Source organism: Kocuria aegyptia, assembly GCF_039530085.1.
Taxonomy (GTDB): Bacteria; Actinomycetota; Actinomycetes; order Actinomycetales; family Micrococcaceae; genus Kocuria; species Kocuria aegyptia.
Window position 1 is genome coordinate 15,665 of the sequence record NZ_BAAAOA010000006.1, and the last position, 17,057, is coordinate 32,721.

The following is a 17,057-nucleotide window of genomic DNA, read 5'->3' on the forward strand; positions in this document are numbered from 1 at the left end:
CGGGCCCGGTCCGGGCGGTCCGGGCGCGGGAGGAGCGGGGCGGGCGGGTCAGCCCGGGAGGGTCCCGGCGTACATCACGTCGAGGTGCCACGGCCGGAAGCCCAGCGCCTCGTACAGCCGCAGGGCGGCGGTGTTGTCCCCGTCCACGTAGAGCATGACCTCGGCCAGTCCCTGCCGGGCCAGGTGGTTGACCCCGGCGGCCGTCAGCGCCCGGCCCAGTCCCGTGCCCTGGTGCGCGGGCGCCACGCCCACGGCGTACACCTCGCCGAGGGGGCCGCGCTCGGCGTCGCCGGCGTGGACCTTGGTCCAGTGGAACCCGGCCACGGTCCCCGGCTCGTCCTCCCGGACGGCGAGCAGGAAGCCGGCGGGGTCGAACCACGGCTCGGCCTCCCGCTGCCGGAGGTCTTCGAGGGTCATCCGGCCCTGCTCGGGGTGCCCGGCGAACGCGGCCGCGTTGACCCGCAGCCACTCCTGCTCGTCGCGTCCGGGCTCGAAGGCCCGCAGCCGGAAGCCTCCGGGCATCGACTCGGGGAGGGGGAGGTCTGCCGCGCCGCGCAGCGGGCGCAGCAGCCGGTGCAGGTCGCGCACGGGGGACAGCCCGTGCCGGGCGGCGAGCGCGGCGGCGGCCGGGTGCCCGCCGTGCGCCCAGGCGCGGACCGTGCCGGTGGTCCCGGTGGCCACGGCACCGGCCAGCGCCGCGCCGATGCCGGCGCCGCGGTGGCCGGGGTCGACCACGAGTTCCACGAGGTGGGCGCCGTCGGGCTCGGGCACCCGCACGGCCGCGCCGAGGAGCTCCCCGCCGCGCGAGCGCGCCAGGACGGTCCGGACCCGGCCGTCGTGCGCCGAGCGCAGGTCCACCAGGGTCTGGTCGGAGAACGGCGGGTCGCCGTCCGCGGCGGCGGCGCGGGACGCGAACGCCACGATCTCCTCGGCCGGCGGGACGTCCGGGCGGTCGAGGTCGTACGGCACGGTCTGGGACATGGGGACCTCCTGCGGGGCGGGGTGGGGTGCGCGGACCGGGGCGGCGGTGCTCAGCTGTCCCGGGCCCGCGTCGTGGCGAAGCTGTAGCCCACGTTACGCACCGTGGTGATCAGGTGCTCGTGGTCGGCGCCCAGTTTGGCGCGCAGACGGCGCACGTGCACGTCCACGGTGCGCGTGCCGCCGTAGTAGTCGTAGCCCCAGACCTCGCTGAGCAGCTGCGCGCGGGTGAAAACCCGCCCCGAGTGCTGGGCCAGGAACTTCAGCAGCTCGAACTCCTTGTACGTCAGGTTCAGGGGCTGTCCGTTGACGTGCGCGGAGTAGGCGGCGTCGTCGATGACCACGGAGCCCGCGCGGATGCGGGTGTCGTCCTCGGGGACCTCGGCGGTGCGGGAGGAGGCCAGGCGCAGTCGCGCCTCGACCTCCGCGGGGCCGGCGGTGTCGAGCACGACGTCGTCGACCATCCAGTTCGCGGCCACCGCCGCCATCCCGCCCTCGGTGAGGACCATCAGCAGCGGCGCCGTCAGCCCCTTGGCCGTGAGCAGCTGCGCGAGATTGCGCGCGGTGATCAGATCGGTGCGCCCGTCCAGCAGGACGACGTCCGGGGACCGGCCGTCGAGGCTCCCGGACACGGTCCGGGTCGGGGCGGTCGAGACCTTGTGGTTGAGCAGGTCGAGGGCCGGGAGCACCGATGCCGAGGGTCCGTCCGCGTCGGTCAGCATCAGGATCTGGAACACTCGTGCTTCTCCACTCTGGCGTACGGACTGAGCTGTCAGTATAGGTCCGGGTGGGCGAGCGCCTCCGCGACCGCACCGTCCCCGGGGCGCCCTGCCGCCCGTGACCGCCCGGCGCTCCGCCCCGTCCCGGCGCCCCGCCCGCGGCGAGCCGCTATCGTTGCTCGTGTCCGCCCGGGCGCAGGTCCCGACCCTCGACAGTGCAGGAACCCGATCGCCATGAGATACGCCATGATCGCCGTGTGCAGCGTGGTCGGCCTCGTGGCGGCCCTGGTCGCGGTCGCGGTCGCCGGGCCCGCGCCGATGCTGCTGGCGCTGGGGATGTCCCTGGTCATCGGTGCCGGCTGGCCGGCGGCCACCGGCATCTCGGCGAGGCACCGCCACACCGTGATCATGACCGCCGCCGGTGTCGCCGCCGCCCTGCTGGTGCAGTTCCTGCCCGGCCAGCAGCTCGTGTGGCTGCCCGCCGTCGTCGGGGTGGCCCTGATGACGGCCTTCGCGGCGGAGCTGGTGCGCGGCGAGGGCGCCGAGCACCGGCTCGAGTCCGCCGTCGCCTCGACGGCGGGCGTGCTCGCGGCGGTCAGCTCCTCCGGCTGGATCGCCCTGGCCGGCGACTACCGGGCCGCGGGCCAGGACCCCGTCCTGCTCGTGGTGGTCGGGGCGGTCCTGGCCGCGCTGGTGGCCCTCGTGGGCGGCCGCGTCATCGCGGCGGCCCCGAAGAGCTCGGCCAAGCGGGGTGTCGTGGCCCTCGGCGTGACCCCTGTGGCGTTCCTCGGGGTGGGGGCCGTGTTCACTGCCCGGCTCGTGAGCACCGTGGTAGTTTAGGGCCATGCTTGCACTCGAAATCTTCTACCTCGCACTGCTCGGCATCTCCGGCCTGTTCATCGCCGGGATCTCCCTGAAGGTGGTCCTGGGCCTGTTCAAGGGACAGCACTAGTCCCGTGCCGATCGAGATCCCCTCGGATCTGATGCCCGAGCTCGTCCCGTTCGCCTGGTTGCTGGGCACCTGGGAGGGCGACGGCTTCATGGGCTACGGAGAGGTCGAGCAGCGGCCGTTCCGGCAGCGCGTGACCTTCGAGCAGAACGGACTGCCGTTCCTCGACTACCGGGCGCAGACCACGCTCCTCGACGAGGAGGGGCAGCCGATGCGCCCGGCCACCGTGGAGCAGGGCTTCTGGCAGCTCGACCGCACCCTCGAGGACGGTGACGTGGGCCCCGGGATGCTCCCGCCCGACCTCGTGCCCGTACTCCAGGGCGCGGAGGACGTGGAGCGGATGCGCAACGCCGACGGCGGCTTCGACGTCCTCGTGACCCTGACCCACCCGGGCGGTGTCGCCGAGCTCTACGCCGGGCAGATCAAGGGCCCCCGGATCGACCTCGCCACCGACGCCGTGATCCGCGCCCGCGGTGCCAAGGAGTACAACTCCTCGACCCGCATGTACGGCCTGGTCCACGGCGACCTGTTCTGGGCCTGGGACATGGCCGCCCTCGGGGGGCCGCTGGCCACCCACGCCTCCGCGCAGCTGCGGAAGATCGGCTGAACCCCATGACTGAGCACCGTTCCCCCCTCCTCCACCGGCCGGGCGCCGTCGAGGCCGAAGGCCTGGACCGCGGGGTCGCCGCCCACTACGGCGACCCGCTGCGGGAGCAGCGCTCCCTCGTGCGCACGCCCGGCACCGTGGTGGACCTCTCACACAAGGGCGTCGTCACCGTCACCGGGCCCGACCGGCTCAGCTGGCTCACCACGCTCTCCTCGCAGGTGCTCACCGGGCTCGAGCCCGGGCGCAGCACCGAGACCCTCTTCCTGTCCGTGCAGGGGCGGATCGAGCACGCCCCCCACGTGGTGGACGACGGCAGCACCACCTGGCTGCTCACCGAGGCCGGCGAGGCCGCGCCCCTGGTGGCGTGGCTGGAGTCCATGCGCTTCGCGCTGCGCGTCGAGGTCGAGGACCGCACCGGGCAGTGGGCCGTGCTCGGCGCCACGGGGCCCGTGCCCGGCGTGCCCGCCACGGTCGTCTGGCGGGACCCCTGGCCGGAGGTCGCCCCGGGCGGGTGGACCTACGCCGTGCTCGACGGCCCCCACCCCGGTGAGGAGCGCACCTGGTGGGAGCACCTCGTGCCCCGCGACGAGCTCGACGCCCTGACCCTCGACCTGCCGCTCGCCGGCGCCTGGGCCGCCGAGGCCCTGCGGATCGCCGCGTGGCGCCCGCGCTGGGGCGCCGAGACGGACGAGCGGACGATCCCGCACGAGCTCGACCTGCTGCGCACCGCCGTGCACCTGGCCAAGGGTTGCTACAAGGGCCAGGAGACCGTCGCCCGGGTGCACAACCTCGGGCACCCGCCCCGCCGCCTGGTGCTGCTCGACCTCGACGGCTCGGAGCACACGCTGCCCGCCGCGGGCGCCGACGTGCTCGCGGGGGAGCGCACGGTGGGGCGCGTCACCTCCGTGCAGCTGCACCACGAGCAGGGCCCCGTCGCGCTGGCCGTGCTCAAGCGCACCGTCGATCCCGCCGCCCAGCTCGTCGTCAGCGACGGCGAGCAGCGGTGGGCCGCGGCGCAGCAGGTCGTCGTCCCCCCGGACGCCGGTCAGGTGGTCGGACGGCAGACGGGCTTCCTCCGCGGCAGCCGGGACGCGCGCCCGTAGCCCGCGCCCGGGCCGCCGCCGGCCTCAGCGGCCGAAGAGGACGCGGGCCTCGTCCCAGCGGTGCTGGGGGACGGACTTGAGCCCCTCGAGGGCCTCGGCGAAGTCGACGCGGACCATGTCGGTGCCGCGGAGGGCCACCATCCGGCCCCACTGCTTCTCGTGCACGAGGTCGACCACGGCCATGCCGAACCGGGTGGCCAGCACCCGGTCGAAGCCGGTGGGAGCGCCCCCGCGCTGGATGTGGCCCAGGGTGGTGTTGCGGGTCTCGATGCCGGTGAGGCGCTCGATCTCCTGCGTGACGTACTCCCCGATCCCGCCCAGTCGCGGACGGCCGTCGGCCTCGGTGCCCTTCCCGGCGAGCACGTCCTCCCGGTCCTCCGGGATGAACCCCTCGGCGACCACCACCAGCGGGGATCGGCCCCGGTCGTAGACCTCCTGCACCCAGGCGCAGACCTCGTCCATGGAGACCTTCTGCTCCGGGATCAGGACCGCGTGGGCGCCGGCGGACATCCCCGAGTGCAGGGCGATCCACCCGACGTGGCGCCCCATGACCTCGGCGACCATGCACCGGTGGTGGGACTCCCCGGTGGTGCGCAGCCGGTCCATGGCGTCGGTGGCGATGGACACGGCGGTGTCGAAGCCGAAGGTGTAGTCGGTGGCCTGCAGATCGTTGTCGATGGTCTTGGGCACGCCCACCACGGGCAGCCCGGCGTCGGCCAGGCGCTTGGCCCCGGCCAGGGTGCCCTCCCCGCCGATGGCCACGATCGCGTCGACCGCGTGGCGCTCGAGCATCACCCCGATGCTCTCGGGCCCTCCCCCGGGCCCGTCGTAGGGGTTCGTGCGGGAGGTGCCCAGGATGGTCCCGCCCTCCCGGGCCAGGCCGCGGACCCGGGTCCGGGGCAGGTCCATGATGTCGCCCTCCACGACTCCGCGCCAGCCGTCGCGGAAGCCCACGAACTCGTGGCCGTAGGTCTTGATCCCGTGCAGCACGGCGCCGCGGATCACCGCGTTGAGTCCGGGGCAGTCCCCGCCGCTGGTCAGCAGTCCGATCTTCATCCGTACAGTCTCCTCCGGGTGGGCGGGGCGTGCGTGGCGGCCGGGCGAGCGCCGGCACGCCCAGTCTAGTGAGTCCCGGTCCCGGCGGCAGGGACGGCCCCGGACGCGCTGGTCCGGGCGCCGCCGCCCGCGGTCCCGGGCCTAGACTGCCGGGAAGGGCCCCACCGGGCCCGTGAGGAGGGGTGGCGTTGCACACGGACAAGGAACCGGCCCGGGAGAACCTGCGGGAGTTCATCGACAAGCTGGTCGACCAGGGGTACACGGTGCGGGACGGTCAGTCCCCGGACCCCGACCTCATCGACCCCGGGGGCTCGGCCGTGGAGACCTGGCGGGAGGACTACCCCTACGACGAGCGGCTGTCGCGGGAGGAGTACGAGCTCGAGAAGTACCGGCTGCAGATCGAGCTGCTGAAGTTCCAGTACTGGGGCCAGGACCACGACCTCCAGCACGTGATCGTGTTCGAGGGCCGCGACGCCGCCGGCAAGGGCGGGACGATCAAGCGCTTCACCGAGCACCTCAATCCGCGGGCGGCCCGGGTCGTGGCCCTGACCAAGCCCTCGGACCGGGAGCGGGGCCAGTGGTACTTCCAGCGCTACATCCAGCACCTGCCCACCGCGGGGGAGATCGTGATGTTCGACCGCTCCTGGTACAACCGCGCCAACGTCGAGCGCGTGATGGGCTTCTGCACGGACCGGCAGTACGAGCAGTTCATGGCCCAGGCCCCGGTGTTCGAGAAGATGCTCGTGGACTCGGGCATCCACCTGACCAAGTTCTGGTTCTCCGTCACCCAGCACGAGCAGCGCACCCGGTTCGCGATCCGTCAGATCGACCCGGTGCGCCGGTGGAAGCTCTCGCCGATGGACCTGGCCTCCCTGGACCGGTGGGAGGACTACACGGAGGCGAAGGAGGAGATGTTCCTGCGCACCGACACCGACCACGCCCCGTGGATCACGGTGAAGTCCAACGACAAGAAGCGCGCCAGGCTCAACGCGATGCGCTTCTTCCTGGACCAGTTCGACTACGAGGACAAGGACCCGGACGTCGTCCATCCGCCCGACCCGCTGATCGTCCGGCGCGGCCGCGACGCCGTCGGCGACTGAGCGGCGGCCACGGCGCACGGCGACGCCCGTCCCTTCCGGGACGGGCGTCGCCGTGCGGGACGGGCGCGGGTCAGCGGCCGGGACGGTCCACCAGGACGGTGTTGGCCGCGGCGTTGACGGCGGCCACGGCCAGGACCGAGGGCCAGGCCCCGATCCGCCGGGCCAGCGGGTGGGAGAGCCCGAAGCCCAGGACGTAGAGCCCGCCCAGCGCCGCGGTGGTGCCGGGTCCCCCGCGGTGCCACCACGTGTGGGCGGCCGCCGCCCCGGCGGCGGCCAGCACCGCCCCGCCCAGGGGCCGGACGCCGGTGGCCCGGGCGGTGGCGTACCCGCCGATCAGGCCCGTGGTCACCAGCACCGCCGCGGGCACCGACCCCGCCGCGGCCGCCGCGGTGCCCAGGGCGTCCGTCGCGGCGCTCACGCGGCGCCGCCCAGGTACTCCTGGAGCCGGCGCAGGCCCTCGGCGAGGTCGTCGTCGCCGAGGGCGTAGGACAGGCGGAGGAAGCCGGAGGGGCCGAAGGCCTCGCCGGGGACCACGGCCACCTCCGCCTGCTCCAGGATCAGCTCGGCGAGTTCGGCGGAGGTCTGCGGTGTCGCGTCGCCGAACCGCCGGCCGAGCAGGCCGCGCACGTCCGCATAGGCGTAGAACGCGCCGGTCGGGGTGGGGCACTCCACGCCGTCGATGGCGTTGAGGGCCTCCACCATGGCCCGGCGGCGACGGTCGAAGGCCTCCCGCATCCGGTGGGCCTCGTCGAGCGGGCCGGACACGGCCGCGAGCGCGGCCCGCTGGGCCACGTTGTTGACGTTGGAGCTCAGGTGGGACTGCAGGTTCGTGGCCGCCTTGATCACATCGGGCGCGCCGATCATCCAGCCCACCCGCCACCCGGTCATCGCGTACGTCTTGGCCACGCCGTTGAGGACCACGACGTTCTCGCCCAGCTCCGGGGCGGCGGCGGCGATCGAGGTGAACGGCACGCCGTCGTAGGTGAGGTGCTGGTAGATCTCGTCGGTCAGCACGAAGATCCCCTTCTCCGCCGCCCAGCGGCCCACGGCGGCGGTCTCCTCGGGGGAGTACACGGCGCCCGTGGGGTTCGACGGCGAGCAGAACAGCAGCGCCTTGGTGCGCTCGGTGCACGCCGCCTCGAGCAGCTCGGGGGTGACCTTGTAGCCGAGCTCCGGGCCGGCGAACACCTCGACCGGGTTGCCCCCGGCGAGCTTGATGGCCTCGGGGTAGGTGGTCCAGTACGGGGCCGGCAGCAGGACGTCGTCGCCCTCGTCCACGACCGTCGCGAAGGCCTGGAACACGGCCTGCTTGCCGCCGTTGGTGATGAGCACCTGGGAGGGCTCCACCGCGTACCCGCTGTCCCGGGCGGTCTGCTCGGCCACCGCCTTCCGCAGCTCGGGCAGGCCCGCGGCCGGCGTGTACCGGAAGTTCGCCGGGTCCTGCAGGGCGGCCGCGGCCGCGTCCACGATGTACTGGGGGGTGGGGAAGTCGGGCTCCCCGGCGCCGAAGCCGATCACGGGCCGGCCGGCGGCCTTGAGCGCCTTCGCCTTGGCGTCCACGGCGAGCGTCGCGGACTCTGCGATGGCGCCGACGCGCCGGGAGATGCGGGACGTGGTCATGACCGGGGGCCTCCTGGAGGGGGAACGGACGGTCTCCGCCGGTGCGGGCACGGCGGAGCGGACGCCCCCATGCTACTCGGGGGTCCGGGCCGCGGGCCCGGACCCCCGGCGGCGGCGCCCGCCCGGATTGCACCCCGCCGCCCGGGTCGCCTAGGATGGTCCACTGGTGTCATCGGCGCTGCTCGGCCGCGCCGTCACGGCGGGACCGGGTGGTACAGTCGGTGACCGGGTCCGAGCGATCGAGACCGGCGTCCCCACGCCGGCCGAGGCCGCGAGGCACGTAGGGCAGTGGCGCAATTGGTAGCGCAGCGGTCTCCAAAACCGCAGGTTGCAGGTTCGAGTCCTGTCTGCCCTGCTCCAGACCGGGGTGGTCCCCGGCACCTCGCACCGGGGTGCCGGGAGCCGCCGCGGCGACGGCGGGCCGGCAGCACCGCGCGGCACGCACGATTCCACACAGGGAGAGCCGATGTCGCAGACCACCGCCGGCCGCGCGTCGGGCCAGCCCCCGGAGCAGGGCGCAGAGAGCCCCCGCGGCGTCTTCGGGCGCCTGTTCCTGTTCCTGCGCCAGGTCGTCGGGGAGCTCCGCAAGGTGGTCACCCCCACCCGGCGCGAACTGGTCAACTACGTCCTGGTCGTCCTCGTGTTCGTCGCGTTCATGATGGTGCTCATCTCGATCCTGGACCTCGCGTTCGGCCAGGCGGCCCTGTGGATCTTCGGCCAGGGGGACGCCGCCGGCTGATCCGGGCGGCGCACGGGCCGGCGCGGCCGGCCACCGTGACCCAGCAGAGCACGACATCCACGAAAGAACTTTGAGGGAGATCCAGTGACCGAGCACGAGCTCGAAAACGGCACCGAGGCACCGGCCGAGGTCGACCAGCAGGCCCCGGGGCTGCCGGAGGCCGAGACCTCCGTGCAGGAGGACGACTTCGCGGCCGTCCACGAGCCCGAGGACGCCCCGGTCGCCGAGGAGGCCCCCGCCGGCGAGGAGGCCCCCGCGGCCGAGGACGAGGCTCCGGCCGTGGACCCCGTCGAGGAGTTCAAGTCGAAGCTGCGCCGCCAGGAGGGCGACTGGTACGTCATCCACACCTACGCCGGCTACGAGAACCGCGTGAAGACGAACCTCGAGACCCGCATCCAGTCCCTCAACATGGAGGACGACATCTTCCAGATCGAGGTGCCGATGGAGGAGGTCGTCGAGATCAAGAACGCCCAGCGCAAGATCGTGCGCCGGGTGCGGATCCCGGGCTACGTGCTGGTGCGCATGAACCTCACCGACGCGTCCTGGGGCGCGGTCCGCCACACCCCGGGCGTCACCGGGTTCGTCGGCCAGGACGCCTACAACCCCGTGCCGCTGCGCCTCGACGAGGTCTTCGAGATGCTCAACCCGGTCTTCGAGGCGCCGCAGGGCGCGGGCGCCGAGTCCGCGGCCCAGCCCAGCGCGCAGCCGCAGATCGACGTCGACTTCGAGGTCGGCGAGTCCGTCATCGTCAAGGAGGGCCCGTTCGAGACCCTCCCCGCCACGATCTCCGAGATCAAGGTGGAGTCCCAGCAGCTGGTCGTCCTCGTGTCGATCTTCGAGCGCGAGACCCCCGTCACCCTCGGCTTCAACCAGGTCTCCAAGATCTGAGCCCCGCGGGCCGCTCCGGCCCGCCCCAGTTCCCGGCCCCGCGGTGCATGCTTCGCCGCCGGGCCGCCCGGCCGCCGCGCCACGGCGGCCACCCACCGTCGTACGCTCCTGTGCGCCGGTACGTCCAGCAGAAGAAGGACCAGCACATGGCTCCCAAGAAGAAGAAGGTCTCCGGCCTGATCAAGCTGCAGATCCAGGCCGGCGCGGCCAACCCCGCGCCGCCCGTGGGTCCGGCCCTCGGTCAGCACGGCGTCAACATCATGGAATTCTGCAAGGCCTACAACGCGGCCACGGAGTCCCAGCGCGGCAACATCGTGCCCGTGGAGATCACGGTCTACGAGGACCGCTCGTTCACCTTCGTCACGAAGACCCCGCCCGCCGCGCAGCTGATCAAGAAGGCCGCCGGCGTCGCCAAGGGCTCGGGTGTCCCGCACACCCAGAAGGTCGGCAAGCTCAGCATGGACCAGGTCCGCGAGATCGCCGAGACCAAGAAGGAAGACCTCAACGCCAACGACATCGACGCCGCCGCGAAGATCATCGCCGGCACCGCCCGCTCCATGGGCATCGAGGTCGAGTGATCAGCCTCGGCTGACACCACCCACCGTTATTGACGTGGCAGGGCCGAGCGCGGCCCGCAGACCACAACTGCACAAGGAGAAGAAGCAGATGGCAAAGCGCAGCAAGGCATACCAGGCGGCCGCCGCCAAGATCGACGAGGGCACGCTCTACGCCCCGGCCGAGGCCGTGGCCCTGGCCAAGGAGCTCGACACCGCGAAGACGGACTCCACCGTGGAGGTCGTCCTCCGCCTCGGCGTGGACCCCCGCAAGGCCGACCAGATGGTCCGCGGCACCGTGAACCTGCCCAACGGCACCGGCAAGACCGCCCGCGTCGTCGTCTTCGCGACCGGCGACAAGGCTGCCGCCGCGGAGGAGGCCGGGGCAGACTACGTCGGCTCCGACGACCTGATCGCCCGCATCCAGGGCGGCTGGACCGACTTCGACGCCGCCGTGGCGACCCCCGACATGATGGGCAAAGTCGGTCGGCTGGGCAAGGTCCTCGGCCCCCGCAACCTGATGCCGAACCCCAAGACCGGCACCGTCACCATGGACGTGACCAAGGCCGTCAACGACATCAAGGGCGGCAAGATCGACTTCCGCGTCGACAAGCACTCGAACCTGCACTTCATCGTGGGCAAGACGTCCTTCGACGTGCAGAAGCTCGCGGAGAACTACGGCGCCGCCCTCGAGGAGATCCTGCGCCTGAAGCCCTCCGCGTCGAAGGGCCGCTACATCACGAAGGCGACCGTCTCGACCACGTTCGGACCGGGCATCCCGGTCGACCCGAACGCCACCGAGGTCGTCGTCGGCGCCTGACGCCGTGCACCGGAGCCCGCGGGGCTCCGACGGGTGGGGGCCCGGCCGATGCGGCCGGGCCCCTTCCCGTCCGACGGGCCATCCCTCCCTCGACCCAGCAGCCGACGGGCGTCCGCCGGCGCCCACGGAACGGAGATCCCCCACGTGAGCGAGCACCCCCCAGTGCGCATCGAGCAGATGCGCATCCCCGACGAGTTCGACGACGCCGCGCAGCAGCTCCTGGGGCGCGTCGCGGATCTCGTGCGCCGGTCCCGGCAGCACGTGTGGGGGATCTCGGACCTCACCGGTGACGCCCAGGAGCTCTACCGGGACCTGATGGACCCCTTCGAGCGCGTGGTCGTCCTGCTGGCGTGGGCGCAGGACCGGCTCGCCGGACGGGCCGAGGTGCGGATGCCCCTGGTCACGCTCACGGACTGCGCCCACATCACCGTGGACGTGGACCCCGACGTCACCTCGCAGGGCACCGGCAGCGAGCTGCTGGCCGCCGCCGAGCAGCTCGCCGTCGGGGAGTCCCGCCGCCACCTGCGGATCCAGACCGAGCACCCCGGCCCCGAGGAGATCCAGGGGGACGGCAGCGTCACCGGGGTCTTCCCCGTGATCACCCCCGGGATGGTCGAGTGGGTGGACGCCGCGGACGGGTCGGGCCGGCTGCCCGTGTCCAACCGGCAGACCCGCTTCGCGCTCAGCGCCGGCTACCGGCTGGAGTCGGTCAGCGACTTCGGGGTGCTGGACGTCCCGCTGCCGTCCGAGCGGGTCGAGGCCCTGCTGCGGGAGGTCGCGGCCTCCCCGGCGCAGGAGCCGTACCGGATCCACGTCTGGAGCGGCCCGGCCCCCGAGGACCGGCTCGACGAGCTCGCGGCCCTGCACTCGCGCATGACGACCGACTCCTTCCTCGCCCCCGTGGTCGCCGCCGAGCCCGAGCCCTGGGACGCCGAGCGGGTGCGGCGGACCGAGCAGCTGCGCGCCGAGGCGGGCAACTTCTCGCTCGTGGCCGTCGCCGAGCACGAGCCCACCGGGCGGCTCGTCGGGATGACCGAGATCGTCCTGGCGGGGGAGGAGCCGCCGATCGGGATGCAGGACGAGACCGTGGTCCTGCGCGAGCACCGCCGCCGGTGGCTGGCCACCCGCCTGAAGCTCGCCAACCTGCAGCAGCTCGAGCGGCTGGCCCCGAGCGTGCGCACCGTCTACTCCTGGAGCCACAGCGGCGACGACCGGATGAGCCGGGTCAACGCCCGGCTGGGCTTCCGCGTGGCCGGGCGCAGCGGCGTGTGGTCCCGGGACTTCCCCTCCGCCTGAACCGGCGCCCCGCCCGCCCCTGGACGGCACCGGTGGGATCCGGGCGGGCCCGGCCCCGTTCCGGGACCGATTTGGCCGTGCCGGGGCCCTCCGGTAGTGTGGGGGGCACCAAAGACCGCCGGTCGTGGTCCCTCTGCCCGTGCGCCCCGTTTCGGAGCGCGCGGAACGGACGGACCGCCGTAAGAGTTCCGCCAGGAACCGCCAGCGCAGGTGAACCAGCACAGCGAGCGCGCCCCGTCCTGCACGGGCCGTCACGCCGAGCCCCGGGCATCTGCGCGGGGCTTTTTCTGTGTCCGGGCCCTTCCGGCAGCGACCGGCAGCGAAGACCGGAAGGAGTACCATGGCGAACCCGGAAAAGGCAGCCGCGGTCGCCGAGCTGAAGGAGATGTTCTCCAGCTCGGACGCCGCTGTCCTGACTGAGTACCGCGGCCTCACCGTGGCCCAGCTCAAGGAGCTGCGCCGCTCGCTCGGTGAGAACGCAGAATACGCCGTGGTGAAGAACACGCTGACCGCGATCGCGGCCAAGGAGCTGGGCATCGACGCGTTCGACGGCCAGCTCGCCGGCCCGAGCGCGATCGCCTTCATCTCGGGGGATCCCGTCGAGGCCGCCAAGAGCCTGCGTGACTTCGCCAAGGCGAACCCGCAGCTCGTCGTCAAGGGCGGCTACCTCGAGGGCAAGGCCCTGAGCGACACGGAGATCAAGCAGCTCGCGGACCTCGAGTCCCGCGAGGTGCTGCTGGCGAAGGTGGCCGGTGCCGCCCAGGCGGCCCTGTCCCAGGCCGCGGCGCTGTTCCAGGCCCCGCTGTCGAAGACCGTCCGCACGGCCGAGGCGCTGCGCGCCAAGGTCGAGGAGCAGGACGCCTGACCAGCATCCCCGCCGCGAGGCACATTCTCACCACGGAACCAGACCGTCCCGCGCCGACGAACCCGGCCGGGGCACCATCGAAAAGGAGCCACAACCATGGCCAAGCTCACCACCGCTGAACTGATCGACGCGTTCAAGGAGCTCTCCCTGATCGAGCTCTCCGAGTTCGTGAAGGCCTTCGAGGAGACCTTCGACGTCACCGCCGCCGCCCCCGTGGCCGTCGCCGGTGCCGCCGCTCCGGCCGCCGCCGCCGAGGAGGCCGAGGAGCAGACCGAGTTCGACGTCGTCCTCGAGGCCGCCGGCGACAAGAAGATCCAGGTCATCAAGGAGGTCCGCGCGCTGACCTCCCTCGGCCTCAAGGAGGCCAAGGACCTCGTGGACTCGGCCCCCAAGGCCGTCCTCGAGGGCGCCAACAAGGAGGCCGCGGACAAGGCCAAGGAGGCCCTCGAGGGCGCCGGCGCCACCGTCACCCTCAAGTAGGACCCAGCAGGACCCCGGACGCGTTCCTTCGGCGAACGCTCCAGCGAGGCCCCGGACGCACGGCGTCCGGGGCCTCGTGCCGTGCCCGGCGGTCTGTGGGAGACTGGGGGGCACAACCACATCGGCCGCCCACGCCCACCGGGAGGGTCCGGCGCTCTCCGCGCCCGGGCGGCGCCGAAGGAGCAACTCCTCCCCGTGACCCCCCGGTGATCAGGACCGCTGCGAGCAGGCCAGTCCGACGTGGCCCTCCGCCGCCGGCCCGGACGGGAGCCCCCCGACGGTGCGGGCCTTGCCCGCAGCGGCCGGTGAGGACCCTCCGGTCAGGAGGCTCCAGCGGGGAGGTCGGACGGGCCCCACCGGGCCGCCAACCACGAGGAGCTGACCTTGTCCTTCCTGCCACGCCACCTCGGACCGGACGCCGCCGAGACCCGGAGCATGCTCCGGGCGGTCGGCGCCGCCGACCTCGACGAGCTCGTCGCCCGCGCGGTCCCCGCCGACATCGCCTCGGGGGAGCCCCTGCGGCTGCCCGCCCCGATGTCGGAGCACGAGGCGCTCTCCGCCCTGCGCCGGATCGCCGCGAAGAACCGCGTGATGACCCAGATGATCGGGCAGGGCTACGCGGACACCGTCACCCCGCCCGCTCTGCGCCGCAACATCCTGGAGAACCCCGCCTGGTACACCTCCTACACCCCGTACCAGCCCGAGATCTCCCAGGGCCGGCTCGAGGCGCTGCTGACGTTCCAGAACGCCGTCATGGACCTCACCGGCCTGGACCTGGCGAACGCCTCCCTCCTGGACGAGGCCACCGCGGTGGCCGAGGCCGTGCTCATGATGCGCCGGGCCAACCGCAGGGCCACGAGCCGGCGCGTCGTCGTCGACGCCCGGACGCTGCCGCAGACCCTCGCCGTGCTGGGCGGGCGATGCCGGGCCGTGGGCATCGAGCTGGTGGTCGCCGACCTCGCCGAGGGGCTGCCCGAGGGCGACCTCTTCGGCGTGGTCCTGACCCAGGTGGGCGTCGACGGTGAGGTCGTCGCCCTCGCCGAGCGCACCGAGGAGGCGCACGCCCGGGGCGCGCTCGTGGCCGTGGCCACCGACCTCCTGGCCCTGACCCTGCTGCGCTCCCCCGGGGAGCAGGGCGCGGACATCGCCGTGGGCTCCGCCCAGCGCTTCGGGGTGCCTCTGTTCTTCGGCGGGCCCCACGCCGCGTTCCTCGCCTGCCGCACGGGTCTCGAGCGCAACCTGCCGGGGCGCCTGGTGGGCGTCTCGACCGACTCCTCCGGCCGGCCCGCCTACCGGCTGGCCCTGCAGACCCGCGAGCAGCACATCCGCCGCGAGAAGGCGACCTCCAACATCTGCACGGCCCAGGCGCTGCTGGCCATCGTGGCCGGCGCCTACGCCGCCTACCACGGCCCGGACGGGCTCCGCGCCATCGCGGAGCGCGTGCACGGGCTGGCCGCGCGCCTGGCCGCCGGGCTCGCCACGGCCGGCGTGCACGTGGTGCACGACCGGTTCTTCGACACCGTGCTGGCCGAGGTCCCCGGCCGCGCCGACGCGGTCGTGGCGGCCGCCGCGGAGCGCGGGATCAACGTGCGCCGGGCCGGCGCCGACCACGTGTCCGTGTCGGCCGGTGAGCCCCACGACGAGCGCGACGTCGACGCCGTGCTCGCGGCCTTCGGCGCCGCGGCCACCGACGACGGCGGCGCGGGCGCCGGGTGGGACCTGCCCGCCGAGCTGCTGCGCACCGACTCCTACCTGACCCACCCGGTGTTCACGCTGCACCGCTCCGAGACCGCGATGATGCGCTGGCTGCGCACCCTCGCGGACAAGGACCTGGCCCTGGACCGGACCATGATCCCGCTGGGCTCCTGCACCATGAAGCTCAACGCCGCCGCGGAGATGGAACCCATCAGCTGGCCCGAGTTCGCCTCGGTCCACCCCCTCGCCCCCGAGGACCAGACCCTCGGCTGGCGCGAGCTCATCGCCCAGCTCGAGTCGTGGCTCACGGAGATCACCGGCTACGCCGCAGTCTCCGTCCAGCCCAACGCGGGCTCCCAGGGCGAGCTCGCCGGTCTGCTCGCGATCCGCCGCTACCACCTCTCCCGGGGCGACCGGCAGCGCAAGACGATCCTCATCCCGTCCTCGGCCCACGGCACCAACGCCGCGTCCGCGGTGCTCGCCGACCTCAAGGTCGTGGTCGTGGCCACCGCCGGGGACGGTTCCGTGGACACGGAGGACCTCGCCGCGAAGCTCGCCGACGTGGGGGAGGAGCTCGCGGGCATCATGGTGACCTACCCCTCGACGCACGGCGTGTTCGAGGAGCAGATCACCGCCGTGTGCGCCGCCGTGCACGACGCGGGGGGCCAGGTCTACGTGGACGGCGCCAACCTGAACGCCCTCATGGGCCTCGCCCGGCCGGGCCGCTTCGGCGGGGACGTCTCCCACCTGAACCTGCACAAGACCTTCTGCATCCCGCACGGCGGCGGGGGACCCGGCGTGGGACCCGTGGCCGTGGCGGAGCACCTCGTGCCGTTCCTGCCCGGGGACCCCGGGGCCGTGGACGGCGGGCGGGAGGCGTTCCCCGTGTCCCAGGCCCGCTACGGGTCCGCCGGGGTGCTGCCGATCTCCTGGATGTACATCGCCATGACCGGCGCGGAGGGGCTCACCGCGTCGTCGCGCACAGCGATCCTCAGTGCGAACTACGTCTCCGCCCGGCTCGCCGACGTCTTCCCGACCCTCTACACCGGCCCCGGCGGGTTCGTGGCGCACGAGTGCATCCTCGACCTGCGCGCGCTCACGAAGGCCTCCGGGGTGACGGCGGAGGACGTCTGCAAACGGCTGGTCGACTACGGCTTCCACGCCCCCACCCTCGCGTTCCCCGTGGCCGGCACGCTCATGGTGGAGCCCACGGAGTCCGAGAACCTCGCGGAGCTCGACCGGTTCGTGGCCGCGATGCGCGCGATCCACGCGGAGATGACCGCGGTCGCCGAGGGGGAGGTCGCCCTCGAGGACTCGGTCCTGCGCCGGGCCCCGCACACCGCGGAGGTGCTCACGGCCGACGAGTGGGACCGGGCCTACCCCCGGTCCCGGGCCGCCTACCCGCTGCCCGAGCTGCGCCTGGCCAAGTACTGGCCGCCCGTGGGCCGGGTGGAGAACGCCGCCGGGGACCGCCACCTCGTCTGCAGCTGCCCGCCGATCGAGGCGTTCGCGGCCGACGGCCCGGAGTCCGCCGCCGGGACGGTGCGCAGCGGGGCCGTGGAGGCCGCCCGGTGAGCCGGCAGGCCCG

General features: G+C 73.4%; 17 protein-coding genes and 1 tRNA gene. 13 read left to right on the forward strand and 5 right to left on the reverse strand.

Going from position 1 to position 17,057, the window contains the following annotated elements:
- Positions 1-48: 48 nt before the first annotated feature.
- Together mshD and ABD220_RS01880 are read right to left on the reverse strand one after the other, a co-directional pair.
- Positions 49-981: a mycothiol synthase gene (gene mshD, locus ABD220_RS01875; protein ID WP_344119322.1), complete on the reverse strand. Its 933-nt coding sequence runs from the start codon at positions 979-981 to the stop codon at positions 49-51.
- Between the two features lie 50 nt (positions 982-1,031).
- The gene (locus ABD220_RS01880) at positions 1,032-1,715 is read right to left on the reverse strand and encodes a winged helix-turn-helix domain-containing protein (RefSeq protein ID WP_344119324.1); all 684 of its coding nucleotides are present in this window, start codon (positions 1,713-1,715) and stop codon (positions 1,032-1,034) included.
- Positions 1,716-1,931: 216 nt separating this feature from the next.
- On the opposite strand from ABD220_RS01880, the gene ABD220_RS01885 reads away from it, so the two are divergent.
- The 3 genes from ABD220_RS01885 (at position 1,932) to ygfZ (ending at position 4,356) form a co-directional block, all read left to right on the forward strand.
- Complete coding sequence (locus tag ABD220_RS01885; RefSeq protein WP_344119326.1) at positions 1,932-2,537, forward strand: hypothetical protein; 606 nt, start codon at positions 1,932-1,934, stop codon at positions 2,535-2,537.
- 116 nt (positions 2,538-2,653) lie between these two features.
- Positions 2,654-3,253 (forward strand): heme-binding beta-barrel domain-containing protein, encoded by a 600-nt coding sequence (locus ABD220_RS01890; RefSeq protein ID WP_344119328.1) that lies wholly within the window; start codon positions 2,654-2,656, stop codon positions 3,251-3,253.
- A 5-nt stretch (positions 3,254-3,258) separates the two neighbouring features.
- Entirely contained in the window at positions 3,259-4,356 is a 1,098-nt protein-coding gene (ygfZ, locus tag ABD220_RS01895) for a CAF17-like 4Fe-4S cluster assembly/insertion protein YgfZ (protein ID WP_344119330.1), read from the forward strand.
- Positions 4,357-4,380: 24 nt separating this feature from the next.
- Here ygfZ and ABD220_RS01900 read toward each other — a convergent pair whose 3' ends face one another.
- Complete coding sequence (locus ABD220_RS01900) at positions 4,381-5,412, reverse strand: 6-phosphofructokinase (RefSeq protein ID WP_344119332.1); 1,032 nt, start codon at positions 5,410-5,412, stop codon at positions 4,381-4,383.
- Between the two features lie 182 nt (positions 5,413-5,594).
- Between ABD220_RS01900 and ppk2 the strand changes: the two genes are divergently transcribed.
- Positions 5,595-6,512 (forward strand): polyphosphate kinase 2, encoded by a 918-nt coding sequence (gene ppk2 / locus ABD220_RS01905; protein WP_425552494.1) that lies wholly within the window; start codon positions 5,595-5,597, stop codon positions 6,510-6,512.
- Between the two features lie 70 nt (positions 6,513-6,582).
- Here ppk2 and ABD220_RS01910 read toward each other — a convergent pair whose 3' ends face one another.
- Positions 6,583-6,930, reverse strand: a complete 348-nt coding sequence (locus ABD220_RS01910) for a hypothetical protein (protein WP_344119334.1) — start codon at positions 6,928-6,930, stop codon at positions 6,583-6,585.
- Positions 6,927-8,132, reverse strand: a complete 1,206-nt coding sequence (locus ABD220_RS01915) for a pyridoxal phosphate-dependent aminotransferase (RefSeq protein ID WP_344119336.1) — start codon at positions 8,130-8,132, stop codon at positions 6,927-6,929. The genes ABD220_RS01910 and ABD220_RS01915 overlap by 4 nt, the downstream gene beginning before the upstream one ends.
- A gap of 282 nt (positions 8,133-8,414) precedes the next feature.
- Between ABD220_RS01915 and ABD220_RS01920 the strand changes: the two genes are divergently transcribed.
- The 9 genes from ABD220_RS01920 to gcvP all read left to right on the forward strand — a co-directional run bounded on the left by ABD220_RS01920 (position 8,415) and on the right by gcvP (position 17,044).
- Positions 8,415-8,487: transfer RNA gene (locus ABD220_RS01920), tRNA-Trp, on the forward strand.
- Between the two features lie 111 nt (positions 8,488-8,598).
- Positions 8,599-8,871 carry a preprotein translocase subunit SecE gene (secE, locus tag ABD220_RS01925; RefSeq protein ID WP_344119339.1) on the forward strand — a complete coding sequence of 91 codons (273 nt, stop codon included), beginning with the start codon at positions 8,599-8,601 and terminating at the stop codon, positions 8,869-8,871.
- 84 nt (positions 8,872-8,955) lie between these two features.
- Complete coding sequence (gene nusG / locus ABD220_RS01930; protein WP_344119341.1) at positions 8,956-9,759, forward strand: transcription termination/antitermination protein NusG; 804 nt, start codon at positions 8,956-8,958, stop codon at positions 9,757-9,759.
- Positions 9,760-9,905: 146 nt separating this feature from the next.
- Complete coding sequence (rplK, locus tag ABD220_RS01935; protein WP_017833272.1) at positions 9,906-10,337, forward strand: 50S ribosomal protein L11; 432 nt, start codon at positions 9,906-9,908, stop codon at positions 10,335-10,337.
- An 88-nt stretch (positions 10,338-10,425) separates the two neighbouring features.
- On the forward strand, positions 10,426-11,133 hold the full coding sequence (gene rplA, locus ABD220_RS01940; RefSeq protein ID WP_344119346.1) for a 50S ribosomal protein L1: 708 nt from the start codon (positions 10,426-10,428) through the stop codon (positions 11,131-11,133).
- A gap of 144 nt (positions 11,134-11,277) precedes the next feature.
- Complete coding sequence (locus tag ABD220_RS01945; RefSeq protein WP_344119348.1) at positions 11,278-12,429, forward strand: GNAT family N-acetyltransferase; 1,152 nt, start codon at positions 11,278-11,280, stop codon at positions 12,427-12,429.
- A gap of 340 nt (positions 12,430-12,769) precedes the next feature.
- Positions 12,770-13,294, forward strand: a complete 525-nt coding sequence (gene rplJ / locus ABD220_RS01950) for a 50S ribosomal protein L10 (protein WP_344119350.1) — start codon at positions 12,770-12,772, stop codon at positions 13,292-13,294.
- Between the two features lie 96 nt (positions 13,295-13,390).
- Complete coding sequence (gene rplL, locus ABD220_RS01955) at positions 13,391-13,774, forward strand: 50S ribosomal protein L7/L12 (protein ID WP_047803902.1); 384 nt, start codon at positions 13,391-13,393, stop codon at positions 13,772-13,774.
- Positions 13,775-14,158: 384 nt separating this feature from the next.
- Positions 14,159-17,044, forward strand: a complete 2,886-nt coding sequence (gcvP, locus tag ABD220_RS01960) for an aminomethyl-transferring glycine dehydrogenase (protein ID WP_344119353.1) — start codon at positions 14,159-14,161, stop codon at positions 17,042-17,044.
- Positions 17,045-17,057 lie beyond the last annotated feature (13 nt).